This is a genomic window from Streptomyces sp. NPDC102441 (assembly GCF_044765585.1).
GTDB lineage: Bacteria > Actinomycetota > Actinomycetes > Streptomycetales > Streptomycetaceae > Streptomyces.
The window spans coordinates 34294-49495 of sequence record NZ_JBIWKH010000018.1; the positions used below are offsets into that span (position 1 = coordinate 34294).

The 15202-nt window shown below is 69.9% G+C and carries 14 protein-coding genes; 5 read left to right on the forward strand and 9 right to left on the reverse strand.

All coding sequences use genetic code 11. The features are described from left to right. Nucleotides 1-21 precede the first annotated feature (21 nt). The gene (locus ACIREO_RS32795) at nucleotides 22-2901 is read left to right on the forward strand and encodes a tetratricopeptide repeat protein (protein WP_404116818.1); all 2880 of its coding nucleotides are present in this window, start codon (nucleotides 22-24) and stop codon (nucleotides 2899-2901) included. On the opposite strand, the gene ACIREO_RS32800 is transcribed toward ACIREO_RS32795, so the two are convergent. Next, entirely contained in the window at nucleotides 2898-3086 is a 189-nt protein-coding gene (locus tag ACIREO_RS32800; RefSeq protein ID WP_404116820.1) for a hypothetical protein, read from the reverse strand. The genes ACIREO_RS32795 and ACIREO_RS32800 overlap by 4 nt on opposite strands. A 153-nt stretch (nucleotides 3087-3239) precedes the next feature. On the opposite strand from ACIREO_RS32800, the gene ACIREO_RS32805 reads away from it, so the two are divergent. Both ACIREO_RS32805 and ACIREO_RS32810 read left to right on the forward strand, forming a co-directional pair. Continuing rightward, on the forward strand, nucleotides 3240-4115 hold the full coding sequence (locus ACIREO_RS32805) for a hypothetical protein (protein WP_404116822.1): 876 nt from the start codon (nucleotides 3240-3242) through the stop codon (nucleotides 4113-4115). A 101-nt stretch (nucleotides 4116-4216) separates the two neighbouring features. Continuing rightward, nucleotides 4217-4426 carry a hypothetical protein gene (locus tag ACIREO_RS32810; protein ID WP_404116824.1) on the forward strand — a complete coding sequence of 70 codons (210 nt, stop codon included), beginning with the start codon at nucleotides 4217-4219 and terminating at the stop codon, nucleotides 4424-4426. A 22-nt stretch (nucleotides 4427-4448) separates the two neighbouring features. Here ACIREO_RS32810 and ACIREO_RS32815 read toward each other — a convergent pair whose 3' ends face one another. Further along, complete coding sequence (locus ACIREO_RS32815) at nucleotides 4449-4796, reverse strand: metal-sensitive transcriptional regulator (RefSeq protein WP_404116826.1); 348 nt, start codon at nucleotides 4794-4796, stop codon at nucleotides 4449-4451. Between the two features lie 221 nt (nucleotides 4797-5017). Between ACIREO_RS32815 and ACIREO_RS32820 the strand changes: the two genes are divergently transcribed. Beyond that, nucleotides 5018-5638 carry a DUF47 domain-containing protein gene (locus ACIREO_RS32820; protein ID WP_404116828.1) on the forward strand — a complete coding sequence of 207 codons (621 nt, stop codon included), beginning with the start codon at nucleotides 5018-5020 and terminating at the stop codon, nucleotides 5636-5638. Nucleotides 5639-5643: 5 nt separating this feature from the next. Continuing rightward, entirely contained in the window at nucleotides 5644-6642 is a 999-nt protein-coding gene (locus tag ACIREO_RS32825; protein ID WP_404116830.1) for an anion permease, read from the forward strand. Nucleotides 6643-6967: 325 nt separating this feature from the next. Here the strand turns inward: ACIREO_RS32825 and pstB are convergent, their stop codons facing one another. From pstB to ACIREO_RS32860, 7 genes are all read right to left on the reverse strand, one after another. Beyond that, complete coding sequence (gene pstB, locus ACIREO_RS32830) at nucleotides 6968-7744, reverse strand: phosphate ABC transporter ATP-binding protein PstB (RefSeq protein ID WP_404116832.1); 777 nt, start codon at nucleotides 7742-7744, stop codon at nucleotides 6968-6970. A gap of 62 nt (nucleotides 7745-7806) precedes the next feature. Continuing rightward, nucleotides 7807-8889, reverse strand: coding sequence for a phosphate ABC transporter permease PstA (gene pstA / locus ACIREO_RS32835; RefSeq protein ID WP_404116834.1), 1083 nt, complete (start codon nucleotides 8887-8889; stop codon nucleotides 7807-7809). Next, entirely contained in the window at nucleotides 8886-9881 is a 996-nt protein-coding gene (gene pstC / locus ACIREO_RS32840) for a phosphate ABC transporter permease subunit PstC (RefSeq protein ID WP_404116836.1), read from the reverse strand. Before pstC ends, pstA begins: the two co-directional genes overlap by 4 nt. A gap of 132 nt (nucleotides 9882-10013) precedes the next feature. Next, on the reverse strand, nucleotides 10014-11147 hold the full coding sequence (pstS, locus tag ACIREO_RS32845; RefSeq protein WP_404116838.1) for a phosphate ABC transporter substrate-binding protein PstS: 1134 nt from the start codon (nucleotides 11145-11147) through the stop codon (nucleotides 10014-10016). A 280-nt stretch (nucleotides 11148-11427) separates the two neighbouring features. Continuing rightward, nucleotides 11428-11832 (reverse strand): NUDIX hydrolase, encoded by a 405-nt coding sequence (locus tag ACIREO_RS32850; protein ID WP_404116840.1) that lies wholly within the window; start codon nucleotides 11830-11832, stop codon nucleotides 11428-11430. Continuing rightward, nucleotides 11829-12821 carry a CHAD domain-containing protein gene (locus tag ACIREO_RS32855; protein WP_404116842.1) on the reverse strand — a complete coding sequence of 331 codons (993 nt, stop codon included), beginning with the start codon at nucleotides 12819-12821 and terminating at the stop codon, nucleotides 11829-11831. Before ACIREO_RS32855 ends, ACIREO_RS32850 begins: the two co-directional genes overlap by 4 nt. Next, entirely contained in the window at nucleotides 12808-15054 is a 2247-nt protein-coding gene (locus ACIREO_RS32860) for an RNA degradosome polyphosphate kinase (RefSeq protein ID WP_404116844.1), read from the reverse strand. The genes ACIREO_RS32855 and ACIREO_RS32860 overlap by 14 nt, the downstream gene beginning before the upstream one ends. Nucleotides 15055-15202 lie beyond the last annotated feature (148 nt).

The following is a 15202-nucleotide window of genomic DNA, read 5'->3' on the forward strand; positions in this document are numbered from 1 at the left end:
CGGCGGCCGACACGGCAGGAAGTGAATCGGCGGCGCGAGCGTACGGGGTTCGTGGGGCGCCGCGGTGAGCTGGCGGTGTTCCGGGAGACGTTCGCGCGCGATCCGGAGGAGGCCGACTTCCCGTACCTCTTTCACGTGCGGGGGAACGGGGGCGTGGGCAAGTCGACCCTCGTACGGCAATGGGAGTCCACCGCCCGTGAGCAGACCTCCGTCGTCACGGCGTTCGTGGATGACGACGTGCAGGACGCGATCGAGGCGATGGAAGCCGTCAGCGCCCGGCTGGGCCGGCAGGGGCACCCGCTGAAGAGGTTCGACAAGCAGCTGGCCACCTATCGCCAGCGCCGGCACCAGGCCGAGAGCGCGGCCCCGCAGCCCGCCCCGGGAGATCCGGGAGCGGCGGCAGCCGGGCCGTCGCCGTCCAGCATGGTCGTGGCCCAGGCGGGGCTGGCCGGGCTGGGCGGGCTGGTGCCCGGCGCCGGGGCGCTCGTCGGGGCCATCGATCCGCAGCAGGTGGCGCTGGGGGCGGACCGGGTGCGGTCGATGCTCAACACACGTCTGCGCAGCCATGACGACGTACAGCTGGTGATGAATCCGCTCGCGGGCCTCGCCCCCGTGTTCCTCGACGATCTGGCCGACGTCGCGGAACGCTGCGAGCGGGTGGTGCTGTTCTTCGATGTGTACGAGAGGACCGGGCCGGCCCTCGACGCCTGGCTCCGGACCATCGCCTTCGGGGAGGAGTACGGCAGCCTGCCCGTCAACGTGCAGATCGTGCTGTCCGGGCAGCTGCGTCTGGACGCCCGGGTCTGGGGCGACCGGCTGGGCCAGGTCACCGAGGTGTGCCTGGAGGTCTTCTCCGAGGAGGAGGCCCGCACGCTGCTCGCCACCCACGGCGTCACCGACGACCCCAGCATCGACCTGGTGCTGCGGCTCTCCGGCCGGCTTCCGCTGCTGGTCGACATGCTGGCCCGGAGCGATCCGGGAGACGGCGCGGGCATCGGCGACCCGTCCGAGACGGCGGTCGAGCGGTTCCTGAAGTGGGAGCCGGACCCGGAACGGCGCGAGGCCGCGCTGGCCTGCGCGCTTCCGCTGCAGATCGACGAGGACATCTACCGGGCGGTCGTCCCCGAGGCCGCCACCGAGAGCTATTCGTGGCTGCGCGGCCTGGCCTTCGTCTCCCCGCAGGCCGGCCGCTGCCGCTACCACGACGTCGTACGCGCCGCGATGCTGCGCCTGCAGCGGACCCGGTCGCCCGCGCGGTGGCTGCAGGCACACACCCGCCTGGCCGGCCTCTTCCAACAGTGGAGGCTCGCGGTGGAGGCGGATCTCGGACCCGATCCCGAGGATCACTGGAAGGACGCCGGCTGGCGGGAGCACCAGCTGAACGAGACGTACCACCGGTTGTGCGCGAATCCTCGTACCGCCCTGCCCGACGCGCTCTGCCAGAGCGCCCACGCCGTCGGCTGCGACGCGGCCACGCTCCGCCGCTGGGCCCGGATCCTCGTCCGTGCGGGACGCGACACCGACGTGGCGGCCCTCACCTCGTGGGGGCATCGGCTCGAGGGCGCGGCGGAACAGGAGAGGCCGGGCGTGGTCGCGTTGACTCTCCTGCTGGGCGCAGCCGAGCTCAGCCCGCCCGGACGGGCGGCGGCGTACACCGTCCGCGCCGTGGAACACCGGGCATCGGGTGACTTCGAGAGAGCGCTGGCGGACTGCGCGGCGGCCGTCGCCCTCACGCCGGACGCCGCCCGCCCCTATGCGGGACTCGGGGAGACCTTCCGGCTCCTGGGCCGCTACGAGGAAGCCGTCACAGCCTGCACCCGCGCGGTGGAGATCGACCCGCTGCAGGTCATGTCCTTCGGCAGCCGCGGTGACGCCTACCGGAGTCTGGGGCGCCACGACGAGGCCTTCGACGACTTCGCCAGGGCCGTCGAGATCGATCCGCACTACGCCTGGGCCTACGGCAGCCGGGCGCGGGTGTTCGAGGCCACGGGCCGCCAGGAGGAAGCCCTGGCGGACTACGGCCGTGCCATCGGGATCGACGCGCGGTACGAGTGGGCGATCGGGAGCCGGGGGCAGCTCTACGAGCGGATGGGGCGCCATGAGGAGGCTCTGGCGGATTACGACCGTGCGATCGAGATCGATCCCCGATACGACTGGGCGATCGGAAGCAGGGCACGCCTGTACGAGGCCATGGGCCGTCAGGAGGAGGCTCTGGCGGATTACGACCGTGCCATCGGGATCGACGCGCGGTACGAGTGGGCGATCGGGAGACGGGCGCAGCTCTTCGAGCGGATGGGCCGCCACGAGGAAGCGCTCGCGGACTACGCCCTGGCCGTCCGGATCGATCCGGAGTACGCCTGGGCGTACGGGAGCCGGGCGCGGGTCCACGGGGTGATGGGCCGTCATGAGGAGGCGCTCGCGGACTGCACCCGGGCTGTCGACATCGATCCGTCCTCCGGCTGGGTTCTGAGCATGCGTGCCCAGATCCATCTGCGCCTGGGCAGGCACGAGGACGCTGCCGCCGACTGTGCCCGGGCCATCGAGTTGGGCCCGGAGGACGGCGGGGACCGGCTGCTGTACGCCATCGCGCTGCGTGGCGCGGGCAACGTCCAGGAGGCGGAGGTCCACTTCGCGCATGCCATGCGCATCATCACCGCTCTCCAGGACGAGGACGAGGACGGTGACAAGGCCGCAGAGTCCCTCCAAGGACTGCTCATCCTCTCCTGTGCCGTGCTCGACGGTGACAGGGCTGCCGCCCGGTGCGAGGAGCTGATCGCGCTCGCGCCAGGGGAGAGCGTGATCAAGGACACGATCGAGGAACTCTCGATCCTCCACGACATCTGCCCGGAGGCGTGCCCAGGCGTCGAGGCCGTCCTGCGGCGCCTTCGGGAGGCGCTCTAACGCGGTTCGCCCGGGGACGAGCGGTGCTGCTCGGCGTCGGTGCGCGCCCGGTCGCGGGCGCGCCGGGCCGGTCCCGACCAGCCGCAGACGCAGCGGGCCAGACAGAACGAGCCCCGTTCGACGGTCGTGGTGCTGTGTGCCGGAGGGGCGCTGTCGACGGGGGAGTCCGAGGAGTCCTGATACACGCGTCCACGGTACCGGCGACGCCGTACGGCAGTCAGGGTGTGGGCCGATCGGCTTCCGGAAGGGCCCCCGTGGCGTGACGAGGTGCCCCGGCCGTCGTTAGGCGAGGCGGGCGGGAACTCGGTCAGGTGCACGTCGTTGGGGGTTGGCAGGCGATGGTGGTGCAGCAGCACAGGTGCGGAGGCGGGGCACTGGCTGTGGTGGCCCTGGCTGTCGCGAGCGTGATGACGGTGGGCAGCGGATGCTCCGGCACGGGCGGTGAAGCGGCCGGTGAGCGCGTCGCACGCGCCGGCCCGGCCGGCAGCCCCGTGACCGTGGTGCACGGGGCGGCCGAGGCGCTGGCCGGTGCGGGCAGCGCCGAGACGCACACGTCGATGGAGACCGCGGCCGGCGGGACCCGGGTGACGATCAGAGGCCAGGGGGAGTACGACTTCCGCAGACAGCTGGGCCGGATCAAGGTCGTCCTGCCGAAGGACGCCGCCGGGGCCGACGAGCACCGGCCGATCACGGAGCTGCTGGCACCCGGTGCGCTGTACATGAAGAACCGTGGTGCCGGGGTGCCCGACGACAAATGGGTGCGGATCGACACGACGACGCTTGAGGACGGCAATCTGGTCACCGGTGGTGTGACCGATCCGACGACCGCGGCGGAGCTGCTGCGCGGCGCGGGCGAGGTGACGTACGTCGGGCGGACGGAGCTGGCCGGAGTGGCGGTCCGGCACTACCGGGGAACCGCGGACCTCGGGCGGGCGGCGCGGGAGGCGTCGCCGGCCTCGCGCGGGGCGCTGGCCGCCGCGGCGAAAGGGTTCAGCACGGACACGGTCCCCTTCGACGCCTATCTGGACGACGAGGGCCTGCTGCGGAAGGTGCGGCACCACTTCACCTTCGCGACCGAGGGGCCGGGGGTGTCGGTGGTCTCGACGCTGCTGCTGTACGGCTTCGGGGCGCCGGTCTCCGTGGAGCTGCCCCCCGAGGCGGACATCTACACGGGGAGGATCCAGCAGGGCGGGAGTGGCCCGGAAACGCCGTAGGGAGGGGGCCGAAATGGTCCGTCCGTGCCATGCGCGGTGCGTGCCGCGCTCCCTACGCTAGGTCCGGTGCGCCAGGGGTCGGCCGGCGATAGCAGAGAGAGGTGACGCAGGTGGTGACGCTCAGCGCTCCGAACGCTCAGGACGGTGTGGCCCTCGCCGAGATCGAACTGTGCGGCGAACTCATGATCGCGGCGGCCGGCGCCCTGGAGGACCGGCTCAGCCCTGACCGTATCGACGAGGTGCTCAACGTCAGGGTGGTCTCCCCCGAGCCGGTGCCGACGATTCCTCGGCAGTGCCGCCACCGGGGATGACGCGTCCCTCCCCGGCCCACGGTCATGTCCGCAGAAGGCGGGCGATCGCCTTGGTGGCCTCCTCGACCTTCGCGTCGATCTCCCCGCCGCCCTTGAGGGCCGCGTCGGCGACGCAGTGGCGCAGATGCTCCTCCAGCAGCTGGAGCGCGAAGGACTGCAGGGCCTTCGTGGACGCCGAGACCTGGGTGAGTATGTCGATGCAGTAGACGTCCTCGTCGACCATCCGCTGGAGGCCGCGGACCTGGCCCTCGATGCGGCGCAGGCGCTTGAGGTGCTCGTCCTTCTGGTGGTGGTACCCGTGGATGCCGCGGTCGTGGTCGGTGACGACCTCTTCCGTACCGGATGCGTCGGCGGCCTCGGTGGTGGTCATGGGGTCCTCCCGTTGTCCTCGTGGCCTGCGGTGAGCGTGCCGTTCTGTGCTGTCTGTATACCCCTGCCGGGTATATCGTAACGAATCCAGCCGAAACGTGACCGGGGGGCCGTGCTGATCACTGTGCCCGATGCGCGACACTGAAGAACGCCGGTTAGCCGTGGCCGGATGATGCACCTAGCATCAGCCTGACCGAATCCAAAGCACCCCGAGGACCCCACGTGCGCTTTCGTCTGACCCCCAGGGAGACGAGCTTCTACGACATGTTTTCCGCATCCGCGGACAACATCGTCACGGGCTCGAAGCTCCTGATGGAACTGCTCGGGGCGGATTCTGCCTCCCGAGTCGAGATCGCGGAGCGTATGCGGGCAGCGGAGCACGCGGGGGACGATGCCACCCACGCGATCTTCCACCAGCTGAACTCCTCCTTCATCACGCCGTTCGACCGCGAGGACATCTACAACCTCGCCTCGCAGCTCGACGACATCATGGACTTCATGGAGGAGGCCGTCGACCTGGTCGTTCTGTACCAGGTCGAGGAACTCCCGAAGGGTGTCGAGCAGCAGATCGAGGTCCTGGCCAGGGCGGCGGAACTCACCGCCGAGGCCATGCCGAGTCTGCGGACCATGGCCAACCTCACCGAGTACTGGATCGAGATCAACCGCCTGGAGAACCAGGCCGACCAGATCCACCGCAAGCTGCTGGCGCACCTCTTCAACGGCAAGTACGACGCCATGGACGTGCTGAAACTCAAGCAGATCGTGGACGTGCTGGAAGAGGCGGCTGACGCGTTCGAGCACGTCGCCAACACCGTGGAGACCATCGCGGTCAAGGAGTCCTGAACCTCGTGGACACCTTTGCGCTGATCGTGACCGTCGGCGTCGCGCTCGGCTTCACGTATACGAACGGCTTCCACGACTCGGCGAACGCCATCGCCACCTCGGTCTCCACCCGGGCGCTGACCCCGCGTGCGGCTCTGGCGATGGCCGCTGTGATGAACCTCGCAGGCGCCTTCCTGGGCCAGGGGGTCGCCAAGACCGTCAGCGAAGGCCTGATCGCCACGCCCGAAGGCCAGAAGGGGATGGGCATCCTCTTCGCGGCGCTGGTCGGCGCGATCATCTGGAACCTGGTCACCTGGTACTACGGTCTGCCGTCGTCGTCCTCGCACGCCCTGTTCGGTGGCATGGTCGGCGCGGCGCTGGCCGGCGGGACGATGGTGCACTGGGACGGGGTGCTCGAGAAGATCGTCATCCCGATGTTCCTGTCGCCTGTCATAGGCCTGGTCGTCGGCTATCTGGTGATGGTCGGCATCATGTGGATGTTCCGGAAGTCCAACCCGCACAAGGCCAAGCGCGGCTTCCGTATCGCGCAGACGGTCTCGGCGGCGGGTATGGCGCTCGGGCACGGTCTGCAGGACGCGCAGAAGACGATGGGCATCGTGGTGATGGCCCTGGTCATCGCCGATGTCGAGGGTCCGAACGACGAGATCCCGGTCTGGGTGAAGATCGTCTGTGCGCTGATGCTGTCCCTCGGGACGTATGCCGGTGGCTGGCGCATCATGCGGACGCTCGGCCGCAAGATCATCGAGCTGGATCCGCCGCAGGGCTTCGCCGCCGAGACGACCGGCGCGTCGATCATGTTCGGCGCGGGACTCATGTTCCACGCACCGATCTCCACGACTCATGTGATCACCTCGGCGATCATGGGTGTCGGCGCCACGAAGCGGGTGAACGCCGTGCGGTGGGGGGTGGCCAAGAACATCATCCTGGGGTGGTTCATCACCATGCCTGCGGCGGCGTTGGTGGCTGCGCTGGCCTACGGGATTGTTGTGCTGCTCTTCGGGTGAGCGGGTGGGGCGGCCCGTGGTCGCGGTGTCCTCAATCGCCGGACGGGCTGGGTTCGCCCTCAAATGCCGGGCGGGCTTGAAAAGATGCCCTCAATCGCCGGGCGGGCTTGATTTTGCCGGGCTCGGCTGAAGGTGCTGGGTCGGATTGTGCTGGCCTGGGCTTGAAGGTGCTGGCTTGGATCGTGTCGGTCCGGGTTTGATCTGCTGGGCCCGGTGGTCGGTCGCCCTGTTGTCATGGGTCCGCCCCTGCTCTCCTGTGGAGAGCGGGGGCGGGCCCTTCGCCTTGTGGTGGCACCGCCATGCAGCACCCCAAGGCCGATTGTGGTTATCCGAAGCGGCCCGAGATGTAGTCCTCGGTGGCCTGGACGGAGGGGTTGGAGAAGATCCGTTCCGTCTCGTCGATCTCGATCAGCCGGCCGGGCTTGCCCACTGCCGCGAGGTTGAAGAACGCCGTACGGTCCGAGACGCGTGCCGCCTGCTGCATGTTGTGCGTCACGATGACGATCGTGAAGCGCTCCTTCAGCTCGCCGATCAGGTCCTCGATGGCGAGGGTCGAGATCGGGTCGAGCGCCGAGCAGGGCTCGTCCATCAGGAGCACGTCCGGCTCGACCGCGATCGCGCGGGCGATGCACAGGCGCTGCTGCTGGCCGCCGGAGAGGCCGGAGCCCGGCTTGTTCAGGCGGTCCTTGACCTCGTTCCAGAGGTTGGCGCCCTTGAGGGACCGCTCGACGATGTCCGCCAGCTGGCTCTTGCGGTACGAGCCGTTCAGCCGCAGGCCCGCCGCGACGTTGTCGAAGATCGACATGGTCGGGAAGGGGTTCGGGCGCTGGAAGACCATGCCGACCGTGCGGCGCACGGTGACGGGGTCGACGCCGGAGCCGTAGAGGTCCTCGTCGTCCAGCAGCACCTTGCCCTCGACGCGGCCACCGGGGGTGACCTCGTGCATGCGGTTCAGGGTGCGCAGGAAGGTGGACTTACCGCAGCCGGACGGGCCGATGAAGGCGGTCACGGAGCGGGGTTCCACCGTCATCGAGATGTCCTCGATGGCCTTGTGGGATCCGTAGAAGGCGGAGAGGCCGCCGATGTCGATGCGCTTGGCCATGTGGAATCAACTGCTTTCTGCTTGGCCGCCTCAGCGGCCGGCCACGCGGCGGAGCCGCATATTCAGTGCTGTGGGGCCTTCCAGCGGGCGATGCCGCGGGCCACCAGATTGAGGATCATGACGAAGGCGATCAGCACCAGTGCTGCGGCCCAGGCGCGGTCGTAGGACGCGACCTCGCCGACCTTGTACTGCTCGTAGATGTAGAACGGCAGTGAGGACTGGGCGCCTTCGAAGGGGTTGGTGTTGATCAGCTGGCTGCCGAAGACCAGCAGCATGATCGGCGCGGTCTCTCCGGCGATACGGGCGATGGCGAGCATGACGCCCGTCGTGATGCCGCCGATCGCTGTCGGGAGGACCACCTTCAGGATGGTGCGCCACTTCGGGATGCCGAGGGCGAGGGAGGCTTCCCGGAGCTCGTTGGGGACGAGCTTGAGCATCTCCTCGGTGGAGCGGACCACGACCGGGATCATCAGGATGGTCAGGGCCAGCGAGCCCATCAGGCCGGAGTAGTCCAGCTCCGCCATCAGCATGATCGACAGGATGAAGAGGCCGGCCACGATGGACGGGATGCCCGTCATGACGTCGACGAAGAAGGTGACGGCCTTGGCGAGCGCGCCCTTGCCGTACTCCACCAGGTAGACCGCGGTCAGCAGGCCGAGCGGGACGGAGATCACCGTGGCGATCCCGACCTGTTCCAGGGTGCCGATCAGCGCGTGGTAGACGCCGCCGGTGTGCTCGTAGCCGAGGACACCGGCCATCGAGTGGGTGAGGAAGTAGCCGTCGAGGCGCTCGACGCCGCGGCTGATCGTGGTCCAGAGCAGCGAGGCGAGCGGGACGACGGCGACGAGGAAGCAGACCCAGACGACGCTCGTGGCGAGGCGGTCCTTGGCCTGGCGCTGGTTCTCGACCGCGGTCGTCGCGACGTACGAGATGGCCAGGAAGAACAGGGCGGAGACCAGGCCCCACTGGACGCGGCTCTGCCAGCCGGCCGCCAGGGAGATCCCTATACCGAGCGCGATCGCCACGACGGCGAAGCCGATCGGGGACCAGCGGGGGAGGCTGCGGCTGCTGAGTGGGGTCCTGCCGGGGGCCGGCGAGACCTCAGGACGGTCGTCCTGGATGTCGGTGGTGGTGGCGTTGCTCATGCGTTGGCCCCCGAGTACTCCTTGCGGCGGGCGATGATGAGCCGGGCCGCGCCGTTGACCAGCAGGGTGAGGACGAAGAGGACGAGGCCCGAGGCGATCAGGGCGTCACGCCCGACGAACTCGTCGGCCTCGCCGAACTTGGCGGCGATGTTCTGTGCGAAGGTCCCGCCGCCGGGGTTGAGCACGTGCAGGGAGATCAGGAAGCTCGGGGAGAGGACCGTGGCGACGGCCATCGTCTCGCCGAGCGCACGGCCCAGGCCGAGCATCGACGCCGACATGATGCCGGAGCGGCCGAAGGGCAGGACCGAGAGGCGGATGACCTCCCAGCGGGTGGCTCCGAGGGCGAGCGCCGCCTCCTCGTTCATCTTCGGGACCTGGAGGAAGACCTCGCGGCTGACGCTGGTCACGATCGGCAGGATCATGATCGCGAGCAGGATGCCGACGGTGAAGAGCGAGCGGGGGACGCCGATCTCGGTCTGGTCGAAGACGTACGTCCAGCCGAAGAACTGGTCGAGCCAGAGGTTCAGGCCCTCCAGATACGGGACGAGGACGAGTGCGCCCCAGATGCCGTAGATGATGCTGGGCACCGCGGCGAGCAGGTCGATCACGAAGGCGATGGGGGCGGCCAGCCTGCGCGGCGCGTAGTGCGAGATGAAGAGGGCGATGCCGACAGCGATCGGAACCGCGATGACCATCGCGATGATCGAGCTGACGACGGTGCCGAAGAGCAGGACCGCGATGCCGAAGACCGGCGGGTCACCGGCCGGGTTCCAGTCGAAGGTGGTGAGGAAGTTGCCCTCGTTCTGCGATATCGCGAGGTAGGAGCGGTAGCTGAGGAACACGGCGATCGACGCCATGACCACGAGCAGCAGAACGCCCGAGCCGCGTGAGAGGTTCAGGAAGATCTTGTCGCCTGCGCGCCCGGTGGACTTGGGGCGACCGCGTGTTTCCGGCGGAGCCGGTGGGTGATCGAGCGGTGTTGTGGAAGCCATGGTCTTTCCGGTCTGTGTGGGGGAGCGGCTGGCTCCCCTGGCGGCGGTGCACCGGATGGGTCGGGCGGTGGGGGCCGGTCCGGAGGGGTGCGCCGGACCGGCCCGCCGTGCGTGCGTGTCGTGCGGTGCCGGCTACTTCAGGCCGGCGACGGTCTCGCGGACCTTGGTGTTGATCGCCTCGGGGATAGGGGCGTAACCGGCGTCGGTCAGGACCTTCTGGCCGTCCTCGGAGGCGGTGTAGGTCAGGAAGGACTTGACCGTGCCGAGGGTGTCGGCCTTGTTGCCGGTGTCGCAGACGACCTCGTACGTCACCAGGACCAGCGGGTACGCGCCCTCGGCCTTGGTGGTGTAGTCGAGGTCGAGCGCCAGGTCCTTGCCGGTGCCCTTGACCTTGGCGGCGGCGATGGCCTTGGAGGCGTTCTCCGAGGTGGCCTCGACCGGGGCGGCGCCACCGGTGTTGATGTCGACGGTGGTGACGTCCTGCGACTTGGCGTACGACAGCTCGAAGTAGCCGATGGAGCCGTTGACGGCCTTCACCTGGCTGGCGACGCCGGAGGAGCCGGACGCGGCCTGGCCACCGGGGGCGGGCCACTTCTTCTCGGCCTCGTACTTCCAGTCGCTCGGCGCCGCGGCGTTCAGGTACTTGCCGAGGTTCTGCGTGGTGCCGGAGTCCTCGGAGCGGTGGAAGGCCTGGATGTCCGTGTCCGGCAGCTTGACGCCGTCGTTGAGCTCGGCGATCGCCGGGTCGTTCCACTTCTTGATCTTGTTGTCGAAGATCTTGGCGAGCGTGGAGGCGTCCAGCGTCAGCTTGTCGACGCCCTCGACGTGGAAGCCGACCGCGATCGGGCCGCCGACCATCGGGAGGTTGATCCCCTGGCCGGTCTTGCAGATCGCCTTCGACGCGGTGACCTCTTCGGGCTTCAGGGCGGAGTCCGAGCCGGCGAAGCCGACGGTGCCCTGGTTGAACGCGACGATGCCCTCACCGGAGGAGGAGGAGCTGTAGTTGATCTCCACGCCGGAGCAGGCGGCCATGTAGTTCTTGACCCAGAGGTCCATGGCGTTCTTCTGGGCGCTGGACCCGGAAGCGCGCAGCTGGCCCTCGGCGCCGTCGCACTTGATGTCCGACGCGGCGGCGGTCGTCTTGCCGCCGTCCGCGTCGGCGCCGGTGTTGTCGTCCGAACCGCACGCCGTGAGGACCAGGGCGCCGGAGACGGCGAGGGCACCGAGCGCGGTGGCACGAAGCCGGTTCTTGCGCTGAAGCTTCACTTTCGGGGTGTTCCTTCCAGGAGCCGCCGCGGCTGGTGGGGACGAGGCGGCGTGCGATGAGGAGTGGTGCGGCGGCTTGGCGCCGCGCACCGTGTACGTCCGAAATTAGGCAGAACAGGTGAAGCGGCCTACGGGGCAGGATGAACGGAAGGTGAACCGTGTCGGGCGGGCTGGTTCCACGGGTCCGCCGCGGCATGCCAACGGTGGTGAGGGCGTGCCTGAGGGGCGTACTCACAGGTCCGGAGCGTGGGACGGGCCCCGGTGACGGCCCCTCGGACGCTCAGGCGCCGTGCTCCAGGAAGGCGTCCAGCTGGACTCGGTCCCCGGGGCGGCTCAGGCGGGCCCGGGCGGAGCCGGGGGAGAGCCACGCCAGCCGGTCGACCTCGTCGTTGGGCACGAACGCGCCGCCGGCCGCCTCGGCCGCCCAGTAGCTGACCTCCTTGGGCCGCCCGTTCGCCGTGTACAGGGCCGTCGGCAGAACGGCGCCCGGCACGCAGCGGTGGCCCGTCTCCTCCAGGACCTCGCGCAGCGCGCCCTCCAACGCCGTCTCGCCGCGCTTCAGCTTGCCTTTGGGGAACGACCAGTCGTCGTAGCGGGGTCTGTGGACCAGGCAGATCTCCAGGCCGCCGTCCGCGGACCGGCGCCAGAGCACACAGCCGGCGGCCAGGACGGGCGTATCGCTCATGGCGCGGTCACGGCCGCGGCGTACGGCCAGCTCTCCCGGAACACTGCGCGCGACGCCTCCACCTCGTGCCGTTGGTCGGCGTGGAGCACTCCCAGGGCGTACGCCGTCGCGGGCGCGATGCGCGGGGTGCGCGCCGCCGCCGCTGCTGCCTCCGCTGCCTCCGCGGCGTCCCGGTGCAGGTCCAGCGCGTGGCCCGGCCCGGCCAGCACCGGATCGGGGGCGCCCCGCAGCATCTCCTGTGCGTACCGGTGGAGCCGCAGCAGCAGGCGGGCCTGCTGCCAGAGGGCGTCGTGGCCCTCGTTGTAGGGATCCACCGCCTCGTCGGGCGGCAGCGCGGCCACCGAGTCGAGCATCAGCTGTTCGGCCAGCTCGGCCGGGGCGTGCAGCACCTCGTCCGCCGGTCCCGCCGCCGCGGACGACAGGGGGACCTCCGAGGCGAGCAGCGCGACGGCGTCGGCGACGGCGTGGAAACGGGAGGAGCCGAGCGCCTGGAGCGCCGCCGAGTGGGCGCGGGTCCGGGCGAGGGTCAGCCGGCGCTCCAGGAGTGCTCCGGCCCTGGCCGCGCCGACGCCGAGCGCCGCCCGCTCCTTGTCGGCCCCGTCAGGGCCGTCCCCGGGGGCGGGCCGGGCCGCCGGGAGCGAGGCGCCGGAGAGCTGGTGCAGTGCCTCCAGGAGCCGGCCGAGCCGGGTGGCGTACGCGTGCTCGCGGGCCAGGGTGCCGGAGAGCCAGGCCAGTTCGGCACGGAGCTGGTCGGCCCAGGCCGGATCGAGCGCTCCCCGGAAGGTGTGCAGCGTGCCGCTGATCCGGCGTGCCGCGTGGCGCAGCGCGCGGGCGGCGTCGTCGGCGCTCTGCGTGCCGGCGTCCGCGGGGGCGCTGTGCTCGCGGTGCAGCCGCAGGCCCCGCAGGAAGCAGGCGGCCTGTTCGCGCAGGTAGGGCGCGAGGACCGCTTCCGCGGAGAGGGTCGTCGTCTGATGGTCAGGGCGTCGCACGCCGGCGCCTCCGGGCGTCAATGAGCATCTCTTGTACGTGCCGCAGCGGCTGCCCGTCCGCGTCCGTGGAGTGCCGGGTCCAGTTTCCGTCGGGGCCCAGGTGCCAGGAGGTGGTGGTGTCGGACATCCCTGTTTCCAGGAGCCTGCTGAGGGCTGCGCGATGCGCGGGGTCGGTGACGCGGACCAGTGCTTCGATCCGGCGGTCGAGGTTACGGTGCATCATGTCGGCGCTGCCGAACCACACTTCGGGCTCGCCTCCGTTGCCGAAGGCGAAGACCCGGGAGTGTTCGAGGAAGCGGCCGAGTATCGAGCGGACCCTGATGTTCTCGGAGAGGCCGTTGACGCCGGGGCGGATCGCGCAGATGCCGCGCACCCAGATGTCGATGGGCACGCCTGCCTGTCCCGCCCGGTAGCAGGCGTCGATGACCGCTTCGTCGACCATCGAGTTGACCTTGATGCGTACGTAGGCGGGCCTGCCCGCGCGCTGGTGGGTGACCTCCTTGTTGATACGGGCGATCAGCCCGTCGCGCAGGGACTTCGGTGCGACCAGCAGCCGTCGGTAGGTCTCGCGGCGGGAGTAGCCGGAGAGCCGGTTGAAGAGGTCGGAGAGGTCCGCCCCGACCTGCGGGTCCGCGGTCAGCAGACCGAGGTCCTCGTAGAGCCGCGCCGTCTTGGGGTGGTAGTTGCCGGTGCCGACGTGGGAGTAGCGGCGCAGGGTGTCGCCCTCCTGGCGGACGACGAGCGACAGCTTGCAGTGGGTCTTGAGGCCGACGAGGCCGTAGACGACATGGCAGCCGGACTCCTCCAGCTTTCGGGCCCACTTGATGTTGGCCTGCTCGTCGAAGCGCGCCTTGATCTCGACGAGGACGAGGACCTGCTTGCCGGACTCGGCCGCGTCGATGAGGGCGTCCACTATCGGTGAGTCGCCCGAGGTCCGGTACAGGGTCTGCTTGATCGCCAGTACGTCCGGGTCGCCCGCCGCCTGTTCCAGGAAGGCCTGGACGGAGGTGGAGAAGGAGTCGTACGGGTGGTGCAGCAGCACGTCGCGTTCGCGCAGCGCGGCGAATATGTCGGGCGCGGACGCGGACTCGACCTCGGCGAGATCGCGGTGGGTGCCGGCGACGAACTTGGGGTACTTCAGCTCGGGCCGGTCCAGCGAGGCGATGCCGAAGAGCCCGGTGAGGTCGAGCGGGCCCGGCAGCGGGTAGAGCTCGGTCTCGGAGATCTTCAGCTCGCGTACGAGCAGGTCCAGGACGTACGGGTCGATGGACTCCTCGACCTCCAGGCGGACCGGCGGGCCGAAGCGGCGCCGCATGAGCTCCTTCTCCAGGGCCTGGAGCAGATTCTCGGCGTCGTCCTCCTCGACCTCCAGGTCCTCGTTCCTGGTGACCCGGAACATGTGGTGGGCGAGGACCTCCATGCCCGGGAAGAGCTCCTCGAGGTGGGCCGCGATGATGTCCTCTATCGGGACGTAACGCTGCGGGGACGCCTCCAGGAAGCGGGTGAGCAGCGGCGGCACCTTGACGCGGGCGAAGTGCCGGTGGCCGCTGACGGGGTTGCGCACGACGACGGCGAGGTTGAGCGAGAGCCCGGAGATGTACGGGAACGGGTGCGCCGGGTCGACGGCCAGCGGGGTCAGCACGGGGAAGACCCGCTGCCGGAAGAAGGTGAACAGGCGGGCCTGTTCCTTCTCGGTCAGATCGGGCCAGCGGACCAGCTGGATGCCCTCGTCGGACAGGGCCGGCGCGATGTCCTGCTGGTAACACGCGGCGTGGCGGGCCATGAGCTCGCGGGAACGGGTCCAGATCAGGTCGAGGACCTCGCGCGGCTGCATTCCGGACGCGGAGCGGGTGGCGACGCCGGTCGCGATACGGCGCTTGAGACCGGCGACCCGGACCATGAAGAACTCGTCCAGGTTCGAGGCGAAGATCGCGAGGAAGTTAGCCCGTTCGAGCAGCGGTGTGGCGGGGTCCTCGGCGAGCTCCAGAACGCGTTCGTTGAACGCGAGCCAACTGCGCTCCCGGTCGAGGAACCGTCCCTGCGGCAGCTCGTCGCCGTCCGCCTCGGGCTCGTAGGCGTCCGGGTCGTTGTCCAGATCGGGGTCCAGGTCGGCGGCTGTGGACAGACCTACGGGTACCGCGCCCGCGACCGCGTGGGGCCGGTGGGCGGCCAGGGAACCGACCGACGGCTGGGTGGGCTGGACCGGGACCTCGGAGCTGGGCTGCTGGCTCATGGACCTATTCTTCCGCGCGTTCGGCTCCTGGGGCGCGTCGGAGCCCGTAAAGATCGCGGAAGGAGCGGAAGTGGCCCCTGGACCGGGGCCACTCCCGTTACGGGGGGTGGGCACAGCTGGCTGCATCCCGTGAGGGTCGCAAGCCCGT